Source organism: Guptibacillus algicola, assembly GCF_020171805.1.
Classification (GTDB): domain Bacteria; phylum Bacillota; class Bacilli; order Bacillales; family Guptibacillaceae; genus Guptibacillus; species Guptibacillus algicola.
This window is the reverse complement of sequence record NZ_JAIVAF010000008.1, coordinates 49,770-60,180: the sequence shown is the minus strand read 5'-3', so window position 1 is coordinate 60,180 and position 10,411 is coordinate 49,770. Positions and strand designations below refer to the sequence as shown.

Sequence of the window (10,411 nt, the reverse complement as noted above, 5' to 3'; positions counted from 1 at the left end):
GTCATATTCGTAGACCATTGGAGCTCTTGAACGTAAGGCGTTTTCCGCCTGAAGTGAAAGAGTGAAATGGGCAAGAATATAGCCTGCGGCACTAGACATCGCGAAAAATATTATTGGAATACGTTGCGAGTGCTATCTAGTTTTCAGGGAATGAAAAGAAGTTCGATTAAGTTCCACCACGTCCTGTGGTGAACATCGAACGGCTTACATCCTGTAAGTCTAGTGATGAAGGCGAAGAGGTCACACCCGTTCCCATGCCGAACACGGAAGTTAAGCTCTTCAGCGCCGATGGTAGTTGGGGGCTCTCCCCCTGCAAGAGTAGGACGTCGCTAGGCAAGTGAGAAGCCAGAGGTTAAGCCTCTGGCTTTTTTTGTATGGTTTATTTCTTTGGAGTAGTACCGTAAGGTAGTATTTCATCTTGAATTACATCCAAGAACATCCCCGAAAGCTTCGTAGGGGTGGGAGAAGCAAGAAATTCGAGGAAGCAAGTGAGTCTGGACCGGAGTAGATAGTCGGAGATCTATGAGGATCCAGGATCGCGCAGCTGACGAAGAAGTTCGCCGCTTATCGCGCCCCGTATGAGAACACGGAAGTTAAGCTCGCGCGCCGATGGTAGTTGGGGGCTCTCCCCCTGCAAGAGTAGGACGTCGCTAGGCAAGTGAGAAGTGTTGTCTGAATGAGGTTTTGTGTAATCTATGGTTGGAAAGACGGTTTCGCGGATAAACAACCAAAAAGCGCGGATATATCAATAATATCGCGGATAAAATGAAAAATTCGCGGATATTCTGCAAGTTCCCTTCTCTCCCGAGTACTGTCTGAATGTTCCTTTGACTAATCATTAATTACAATTAACGCTTCGCGGATATAATCTTAATTCCGCTGATAAAACCAAAATATTGCCGATAAAATGAAAAATCCGCAGATCCCACGTAACTTTTCCGCCTATTCTTGCTTAAAAACTCCCAAAACTTATCTATGAGAACCTCCATCGACCGCGCAAATGGTAGATGGCATTCATACTAATATCGACGTTAATTTTTACTAGAAGCAGGGTATTATAAAACATAAAAAATACAGAAAGGGATCTCAAATGGAAGTATTAAACATCACACTAGACGACAATTTTGTAACGATATCACTACGTATCCTAATTGCAGCAATATTGAGCGGAGTAATAGGGATGGAGAGGGAATTTAAAAGGCATCCAGCAGGGTTTAGAACCCATATCCTTGTAGGGGTTGGAGCCTGTTTAATGATGTTATTATCTCTGTTTGGCTTTGAAGAGTATAATCAGACGCATGCTAATATAAATTTTGACCCTTCTCGAATTCCGTCATATGTTATTAGTGGCATAGGGTTCTTAGGGGCTGGTACAATTTTGGCAAATGGTTGGACAGTCAGGGGACTAACTACTGCAGCATCGATTTGGATAGTTGCTGGGATCGGATTGGTAGTAGGAGTAGGAATGTTATATGAAGCTATTCTTACTACATTAATCGTTGTGTTGAGCCTCGTGTTCTTAAGTAAGGTAGAGAAGCTTTACATGTCTAAATCGCAGCATTGGATCAATCTATTTGTAGAAGAAGGACTTTCGTTAACATCTGTCATTGAGAAAATGGAAGAAATGAATATTAGCGTTCTAGAAATGAAAACCGACGACCCTAAAGATACTCACTATGAAGAGAATAAAAGGATCTACACTTACTCGATTCTAGTTAATACAAATAATTCAATGAAGCTCTCAACTCTAGTGGATCACCTTAAAGAAATTGATAAGATAAAAAGAATAAATTGTAAGGAATGAATGCACTATTTCTGGGAATGATGGTAAGGTTCACATCGATGAAATGAAAAGACATGTTACTTTCCAATCCAGAAATAACACGTTATAATATACTTAACGTCAAATATAGTCAAAGTCAGTTTGGGGACGGAGGGGAGGCAGCGAAGTGCGGAATGTTTCCGATGTAATTGAAGCATATATCAAGAAAATCTTAATGGTAGAAGGTAGAGACGCCGTTGAGATAAAGAGAAGTGAGATTGCTGATAAGTTTCAATGTGTTCCTTCACAGATTAATTATGTTATCAACACCCGCTTTACGATTGAAAAAGGTTATATTGTGGAAAGTAAAAGGGGTGGAGGCGGTTATATAAGGATTTTGAAGGTAAAGCCAGAAACTCATGCGGATTTAATCGATGACATGCTTAACATTGTTAAAAACCAAGTGCCACAAGCAGTATCTGAAAATATTATACTTAGACTCTTAGAAGAAGAGGTAATATCGGGACGAGAAGCGAAGTTAATGCTAAGTGTTCTCGATCGAACCGTTATCACTATTGAATTACCACTTCGAGATCATCTAAGAGCGAATATGTTGCGTGCAATGCTGACGGCACTGAAATATAAACAATAGCAATAGTGTACAAATAGGAGGGGTGCCCTATGACGTGCCAAGAATGTGGTGAGCGTCCTGCTACGCTCCATTTCACAAAGATTGTAAATGGACAAAAAACAGAATTCCATATTTGTGAAATATGTGCCAAAGAAAAAGGTGAGCTTGAGCCAGGCACTAACCATTTTTCTATCCATAACTTATTATCGGGGTTACTAAATTTTGAAACACCTATTAACGATAGCTCTACACATCCTATTTACAATAGAGAACGTCAAAGCTGCCCGAAATGTGGGTTAACGTATCAACAGTTTACGCAGATCGGCCGTTTTGGATGTTCAGAGTGCTACAAAACGTTCTCAGAAAAACTTGATCCCATTTTGAAAAAGGTTCATGGTGGTAATACTGTTCATTCTGGTAAATTACCAAAACGTGCCGGAGCAGCGATTGAAATTGAACGTAAAGTTCAAAACCTGCGAACAAAAATGCAAGAATATATTCAGCAGGAGGAATTTGAAAAAGCTGCTGAAACTAGAGATTTAATTCGTTCTCTCGAACATAAAGCGTCGGAAGGGGGAGAATGATGTCACTCCAGCGTTTTATTAGCGAAGCTGTTAGCCCATGGATGAAAGATGAAGGACCAGATTCAGATATCGTTATGAGCAGTCGAATAAGGTTTGCTCGGAATTTAAGAAATTATGTTTTCCCCGTTCTTTCTAACGGGAAGCAAAACTTAGAAGTTCTAGAAAGTATCAAAACGAAATTTAACGAGGCACCTAATGAAGAGGTTGGGAGACTAGAGCTAATTGAGATGGAAGATCTAAAGCCTACTCAAAAAAGAGTTCTTGTCGAAAAACACCTTGTTAGCCCCAATCTTGTAGAGCAATCCAAAAATGGAGCAGTCTTACTTAGTGAAAATGAGACGATCAGCATTATGATCAATGAGGAAGATCATTTTCGTATTCAATGTTTGGAAGCTGGGTTAAGACTTAAAGAAGCATTGAATCTTGCAAACTCTCTTGATGACTGGATTGAAAGTAAAGTTGATTATGCGTTTGATAAACGAAAAGGGTATTTAACTAGCTGTCCGACGAATGTTGGAACAGGGATGAGAGCTTCGGTGATGATGCATTTACCAGCGTTAGTGTTAACGCAGCAGTTAAATCACATTATCCCAGCAATTAACCAACTTGGTCTCGTTGTTAGAGGGAGTTATGGTGAGGGAAGTGAAGCCCAGGGCAATATTTTTCAAATATCAAATCAAATCACATTAGGTAAGAGTGAGACAGATATTATCGAGGACCTTCAGGGTGTGGTTATGCAAGTAATTGAAAAAGAACGCTCAGCAAGAAGGAAGTTACTAGATAATTCAAGAATTGAATTGGAAGACAGGATCTATCGTTCTCTTGGAATTCTTGAGAATAGCAGAATCATTCAATCGAAGGAAGCTGCCAAGTGCCTCTCGAATGTTCGATTAGGAATCGATATCGGTCTTGTTGCTGGTATAACTAAATCAATACTTAATGAGCTAGTTATTTTAACTCAACCAGGTTTTCTTCAGCAATATGCAGGAGCTAGTCTTAATCCTGCAGAACGAGATATTAAACGAGCTACATTAATCAGAGAACGACTTGAACTAGAAAAACAATTGAAGAAATCGGAGGGTGATGAACGATGATGTTTGGACGATTTACAGAGCGTGCTCAAAAAGTGCTCGCATTAGCGCAGGAAGAAGCCATTCGTCTTGGTCATAACAATGTCGGGACAGAACATATCCTATTAGGCTTGATTCGTGAAGGTGAAGGGATAGCTGCTAAGGCATTGACTGCTCTTGGACTTGGTTCAGAAAAGATCCAAAAAGAAGTAGAGAAACTAATTGGAAGAGGACAGGATTCTGTTCAATCCATTCACTATACACCTCGTGCAAAAAAGGTGATCGAACTATCAATGGATGAAGCTCGTAAACTAAGTCATTCTTATGTTGGCACAGAGCATATCTTGTTAGGTCTAATCCGTGAAGGTGAAGGCGTAGCAGCACGAGTTCTTAACAACCTTGGCGTTAGCTTGAACAAGGCTCGACAACAGGTTCTACAACTTCTAGGTAGTAACGAGAGTTCTTCATCTAGCCACCAGGGAGCTGGGGCAAGTGCAAATACACCAACCCTAGATGGTCTTGCTCGTGATCTTACTGTAATTGCACGTGATGGTGGTCTTGACCCAGTTATTGGTCGAAGCAAGGAAATCGAACGTGTAATCGAAGTGTTGAGCCGTAGAACAAAGAATAACCCAGTTCTTATCGGTGAACCAGGTGTAGGTAAAACCGCTATTGCTGAAGGTCTTGCTCAACAGATTATAAATAATGAAGTACCAGAAACGCTTCGTGATAAGCGTGTTATGACGCTAGATATGGGTACAGTAGTAGCTGGTACAAAATACCGTGGTGAATTCGAAGATCGTTTAAAGAAAGTGATGGATGAAATTCGCCAGGCTGGAAACATCATTCTCTTTATTGATGAGCTTCACACGCTGATTGGTGCAGGAGGAGCAGAAGGTGCAATCGATGCTTCTAACATCTTAAAACCTGCTCTAGCACGTGGAGAGCTTCAATGTATCGGTGCCACTACGCTTGATGAGTATAGAAAATACATTGAGAAGGACGCAGCGTTAGAACGTCGTTTCCAACCGATTCAGGTAAACGAACCTACAAGTGATGAATCAGCGCTAATTCTAAAAGGTCTACGAGATCGTTATGAAGCGCACCATCGTGTAACGATTACAGACGAAGCGATCGACGCTGCAGTGAAACTTTCTGATCGATATATTTCTGATCGTTTCCTTCCGGACAAAGCGATCGACTTAATTGATGAGGCTGCTTCAAAAGTACGCCTGCGTTCCTATACAGCTCCTCCAAACTTGAAAGAACTAGATAAAAAACTTGAGGAAGTAAGGAAAGAGAAAGATGCAGCTGTTCAGAGTCAAGAGTTTGAGAAAGCAGCATCTTTACGAGATTCTGAGCAACGCTTGAGAGAAGAGCTTGAGCAAACGAAGAAAGAATGGAAAGAAAAGCAAGGTAAAGAGAATCAGGAAGTTTCCCCTGATGATATTGCGATTGTCGTAGCTAACTGGACTGGAATCCCTGTTTCGAAACTCGAAGAACAGGAAACAGAGCGTTTGTTGAAAATGGAAGAAATCCTTCATAATCGCTTGATCGGTCAAGAAGAAGCTGTTAAATCAATCTCAAAAGCAGTACGCAGAGCACGAGCGGGTCTTAAAGATCCAAAGCGACCGATTGGATCATTCATTTTCTTAGGACCTACTGGTGTAGGTAAAACAGAACTTGCGAGAGCAGTAGCTGAAACCCTATTTGGTGAAGAAGATTCAGTTATTAGGATCGACATGTCTGAGTACATGGAAAAACATGCAACGTCAAGGCTAGTAGGTTCACCTCCAGGCTATGTTGGGTATGAAGAAGGTGGTCAACTTACTGAAAAGGTTAGACGTAAACCATATTCCGTTATCTTGCTAGATGAAATTGAAAAAGCACACCCAGATGTATTTAACATCCTTCTACAAGTGTTAGAAGATGGACGTTTAACAGATTCTAAAGGGCGTGTAGTTGATTTCCGTAATACAGTCGTTATTATGACTTCGAACGTAGGGGCCAGCACATTGAAGCGTAATAAGTACGTTGGCTTTACAACAGGATCTGAAGGCGAAGAGTACAATGATATGAAAGGTAAAGTAATGGATGAGCTGAAGAAGACGTTCCGTCCAGAATTCTTGAACCGTATCGATGAAATCATTGTGTTCCACTCACTTGAGAAGAAACACTTGAAAGAAATCATCGTACTCATGGCGAACCAGCTTAAAACTCGTCTTTCAGACCATGGTATCGATTTTGAGCTTTCCGATCCTGCTCTCGACAAGATTGCAGAAGAAGGCTACGATCCAGACTATGGAGCTCGTCCACTAAGAAGAGCACTTCAACGTCACATTGAAGATCGTCTCTCTGAAGAGCTATTAAAAGGGAACATTGAGAAAGGACAGCGTGTGAAAATCGACTACAATAATGATGATTTTGTTGTTGAAACGTTGTCTGGAGCGACATCTAAGTAAAATGATTGAACCGGAAGGCTGCTGTCTTCCGGTTTTCTTATTTTGATAGGCATGTTTCGAGTCATTTAAGGGAAAAGGATATAGATCAATATTTTCCACTACATAAGCAACCGTAGTAAGGTCATATGACCTTGAAAATTGTGATATGATAATATAAGAAAAAGTGTTCGGTAAAGTGAAGGTGAGGAAGAACATGGCTAAGAAAAAGACGAAATTTATGTGTCAGGATTGTGGGTATGAATCTCCTAAATGGATGGGTAAATGTCCAGGATGTCACCAGTGGAATACGATGGTCGAAGAATTTGTGCCAACAGAGAATGATCGCAGGAGATTTGTAACGTCCAGTGATTCAACAACAACAAGCAAGCCTGAATCGATTCGGAACGTTAAAAAGGAAAAAGAGGATCGAATATTAACAGGTATCGTTGAGCTTGATCGTGTGCTGGGTGGAGGTATTGTGCCTGGATCTCTCGCATTAGTAGGGGGCGACCCTGGGATAGGGAAGTCAACGTTATTACTACAAACTTCTTCAAAACTCGCAGACAGAGATCATCCAGTTTTATATATATCTGGTGAAGAGTCGGTGAAGCAAACGAAGCTTCGAGCAGATCGTTTAGGAGTAGACGCTGAAAAACTATTTGTATTAGCGGAGACTGATTTAGAGTATATTAGTAAAGCGATAGATGAAATAGAGCCTCAACTCGTCATAATTGATTCAATTCAGACTATCTTTCGATCGGAAGTTACATCTGCACCAGGAAGCGTTTCTCAGGTTAGAGAATGTACCTCACAGCTGATGAGGATTGCGAAAACTCGAGGGATCGCTATTTTCATTGTAGGTCACGTAACAAAAGAAGGAGCAATTGCAGGACCGCGTCTTCTTGAGCATATGGTCGATGCCGTTTTATATTTTGAAGGGGAACGCCATCATACATTTAGAATTCTTCGGGGTGTCAAAAATAGATTTGGCTCCACGAATGAAATAGGTGTTTTTGAAATGAAAGAAGATGGACTAGAAGAAGTTCTTAATCCTTCTGAGATCTTTCTTGAAGAGCGGTCTTCAGGAGCAGCCGGCTCAACAGTAGTCGCTTCCATGGAAGGAACAAGAACAGTTTTAGTAGAAATTCAAGCACTTATATCACCAACTAGTTTTGGTAACCCTAGAAGAACTGCGACTGGAATCGATCATAACCGTGTTTCCTTATTAATGGCGGTTCTTGAGAAAAGGGTTGGATTATTGCTTCAAAATCAAGATGCTTACCTCAACGTAGCGGGTGGGGTAAGGTTAGATGAGCCAGCAATCGATCTAGCAATCGCTGTCTCTGTTGCATCCAGTTTCCGAGATAAACCAACGAGAGCTACGGATATTGTTGTAGGAGAGATCGGCCTCACAGGAGAAATAAGACGAGTATCTAGAATAGAACAACGCGTGCAAGAAGCGGCTAAACTTGGGTTTGAGCGGGCAATTATTCCACAGAAGAATATTGGAGGATGGACATTTCCAAAAGGCATACAGGTTGTAGGTGTCCAAACCGTAGATGAAGCACTAAACGAAGCATTGGGAGGGTAACTGATGGAGGTAGAAAAAAAGCAGGAGGTTATCAATGACATCTTAAAGATTGTTGCTCCAGGTACGATGTTAAGGCATGGTATAGATAATATTTTACGAGCGAAAACAGGAGGACTCATCGTTGTTGGATATAACGGAAAGGTTCAAGATTTAGTAGATGGTGGGTTTTCGATCGACTGCCGCTTTACCCCCGCGTACCTCTATGAACTAGCAAAAATGGATGGCGCCATTATTCTTAATAAAGAGGCGAATAAAATCCTTTATGCGAACACGCAGTTAATTCCTGACACAGCAATTCCCTCAACGGAAACCGGGATCCGCCACCGAACAGCAGAACGTGTTGCCAAGCAAACAGGCAATCTAGTGATTTCAATATCTCAAAGAAGGAATGTTATTACCCTTTATCAAGGCAGCATTCGCTATTCATTGAAAGAGATCGGCGTTATTTTAACGAAAGCCAACCAGGCGATGCAGACGCTAGAAAAGTACAAATCAGTGTTAGATCAAGGAATTACGGATCTTGGTGCTCTTGAATTTGAAGAGCTTGCCACCTTGCAAGAGGTAGCGCAGGTTATTCATAGAATAGAGATGGTGCTCAGAATTAAGCAGGAGATATTAAATTATATTAATGAGCTTGGCACAGAAGGCCGCTTAATCAGTATGCAAATGGAAGAGTTGGTTACAAACCTTGAAGCTGAGGCTAGGTGGCTCATCGGGGATTATGTTAAAGATGTTGATGAAACACCTGCAGATGTTATGAAAAGACTCAAGAAATTGACGAGTGATGATCTACTTGAAGATCATTCAATTATGAAGATATTGGGTTACGAAGAACAAAACGAAGCTGTTAAACCGAGAGGGTACCGGATTCTACATAAGATTCCTCGTTTACCTTCCAATATCATAGAAAACCTCGTTGCGAGCTTTGGGAACCTTAATGATATCTCAACAGCTTCTATCGAAGAGTTGGATAAGGTAGAAGGAATTGGAGAAATTCGCGCGAAAAAGATAAAGGCAGGCTTGAAACGGATTCAAGAACAACTGTTTGTAGACCGGCATATATAGGGCGAACAAATAGACATTCAATAGGGGCTGTGCTACTCTATAATTAATTTATTGGAATAAAAGCTAACCTATTATCATACTATAAAATTCGCAAACTTCAAGAATAACGTTTCAATTTTAGTAAATTGTATATAATGATAGAAGGAGGTGAAAACGTCAATGATAAAGTGGATCATTCAGTTATTTTTTATCATTTTAGGCGGAGCACTGGGCTTAGTTTATTTACCAGAATTTATTCAATTACTCAATATAGGGGACATACCATCCGTTTTCAGTAACTCTTATGCAGGTGCTGTGATTGGAGCGGTGCTATTTTTCCTAGCAACTTTTTGGATAACAGATTATATCGTTGACTTTATTCGCATTATTGAAGAGAAGGTTGTTAAAGCACCTGTTGGTGATGTTTTGTTTGGGACAATTGGGCTGATTATTGGACTTATAGTTGCATTTTTAATTAATATGCCTCTGGCTGAGATTAAGCTGCCAGTCGTTAGCAACGTTCTGCCTATCTTTATTAGTGTGCTCTGTGGTTACTTTGGATTCCAGGTTGGGTTTAAGAAACGAGATGAACTTATTAACCTATTCAATAACAACAGAGGTAGAGAGAAGAAGAAAGATTCTGATGAACCTGACATTGACTCTGGCTCATCGAAATTAAAGATTCTTGATACTAGCGTAATTATCGACGGACGAATCGCTGATATTTGTCAGACTGGTTTCCTTGAAGGAACCCTTGTGATCCCTCAATTTGTACTTGAAGAACTTCAACATATAGCTGATTCTTCTGATGTACTGAAGAGAAATAGAGGACGTCGAGGTCTAGATATTCTAAACAAGATACAAAAAGAGCTTGCCGTTAATGTTGAAATATACGAAGGTGACTTTGAAGATATACAAGAAGTAGACAGTAAGCTCGTGAAACTTGCTAAACTTGTTAATGGTATGGTCGTTACAAATGACTTCAACCTTAACAAAGTATGTGAACTACAAAAGGTTCAAGTTCTAAATATCAATGATCTCGCAAATGCAGTTAAGCCAGTTGTTCTTCCGGGAGAAGAGCTTAATGTTCAGGTGATTAAGGACGGCAAAGAGTATAACCAGGGAGTGGCTTACCTGGATGATGGTACAATGATTGTAGTAGAAGATGGAAGAGACTACATTGGTAAGACAATCGATGTTCTTGTGACGAGCGTATTGCAAACATCTGCGGGGCGTATGATTTTTGCCAAGCCCAAGTTGCTAGAAAAAGCGCTCTAGGGGATAGGTA

The 10,411-nt window shown here is 40.6% G+C and carries 8 protein-coding genes and 1 rRNA gene; all 9 read left to right on the top strand.

Annotated elements, in window-relative coordinates; genetic code table 11:
• Positions 1–218 precede the first annotated feature (218 nt).
• The 9 genes from rrf to LCM09_RS19470 all read left to right on the top strand — a co-directional run bounded on the left by rrf (position 219) and on the right by LCM09_RS19470 (position 10,401).
• Positions 219–335: ribosomal RNA gene (rrf, locus tag LCM09_RS19510) — 5S ribosomal RNA — on the top strand.
• A 755-nt stretch (positions 336–1,090) separates the two neighbouring features.
• Positions 1,091–1,804, top strand: a complete 714-nt coding sequence (locus LCM09_RS19505; protein ID WP_224885292.1) for an MgtC/SapB family protein — start codon at positions 1,091–1,093, stop codon at positions 1,802–1,804.
• Positions 1,805–1,949: 145 nt separating this feature from the next.
• Positions 1,950–2,414 (top strand): CtsR family transcriptional regulator, encoded by a 465-nt coding sequence (locus tag LCM09_RS19500; protein ID WP_224885290.1) that lies wholly within the window; start codon positions 1,950–1,952, stop codon positions 2,412–2,414.
• A 29-nt stretch (positions 2,415–2,443) separates the two neighbouring features.
• On the top strand, positions 2,444–2,977 hold the full coding sequence (mcsA, locus tag LCM09_RS19495) for a protein-arginine kinase activator protein McsA (RefSeq protein ID WP_224885288.1): 534 nt from the start codon (positions 2,444–2,446) through the stop codon (positions 2,975–2,977).
• Positions 2,977–4,071, top strand: a complete 1,095-nt coding sequence (mcsB, locus tag LCM09_RS19490) for a protein-arginine kinase McsB (protein ID WP_224885298.1) — start codon at positions 2,977–2,979, stop codon at positions 4,069–4,071. The genes mcsA and mcsB overlap by 1 nt, the downstream gene beginning before the upstream one ends.
• Positions 4,068–6,509, top strand: a complete 2,442-nt coding sequence (gene clpC / locus LCM09_RS19485) for an ATP-dependent protease ATP-binding subunit ClpC (protein ID WP_224885286.1) — start codon at positions 4,068–4,070, stop codon at positions 6,507–6,509. Before mcsB ends, clpC begins: the two co-directional genes overlap by 4 nt.
• Before the next feature lie 193 nt (positions 6,510–6,702).
• The gene (radA, locus tag LCM09_RS19480) at positions 6,703–8,079 is read left to right on the top strand and encodes a DNA repair protein RadA (protein WP_224885284.1); all 1,377 of its coding nucleotides are present in this window, start codon (positions 6,703–6,705) and stop codon (positions 8,077–8,079) included.
• 3 nt (positions 8,080–8,082) lie between these two features.
• Positions 8,083–9,144: a DNA integrity scanning diadenylate cyclase DisA gene (disA, locus tag LCM09_RS19475; protein WP_224885282.1), complete on the top strand. Its 1,062-nt coding sequence runs from the start codon at positions 8,083–8,085 to the stop codon at positions 9,142–9,144.
• 159 nt (positions 9,145–9,303) lie between these two features.
• Positions 9,304–10,401 carry a PIN/TRAM domain-containing protein gene (locus LCM09_RS19470; protein WP_224885280.1) on the top strand — a complete coding sequence of 366 codons (1,098 nt, stop codon included), beginning with the start codon at positions 9,304–9,306 and terminating at the stop codon, positions 10,399–10,401.
• Positions 10,402–10,411 lie beyond the last annotated feature (10 nt).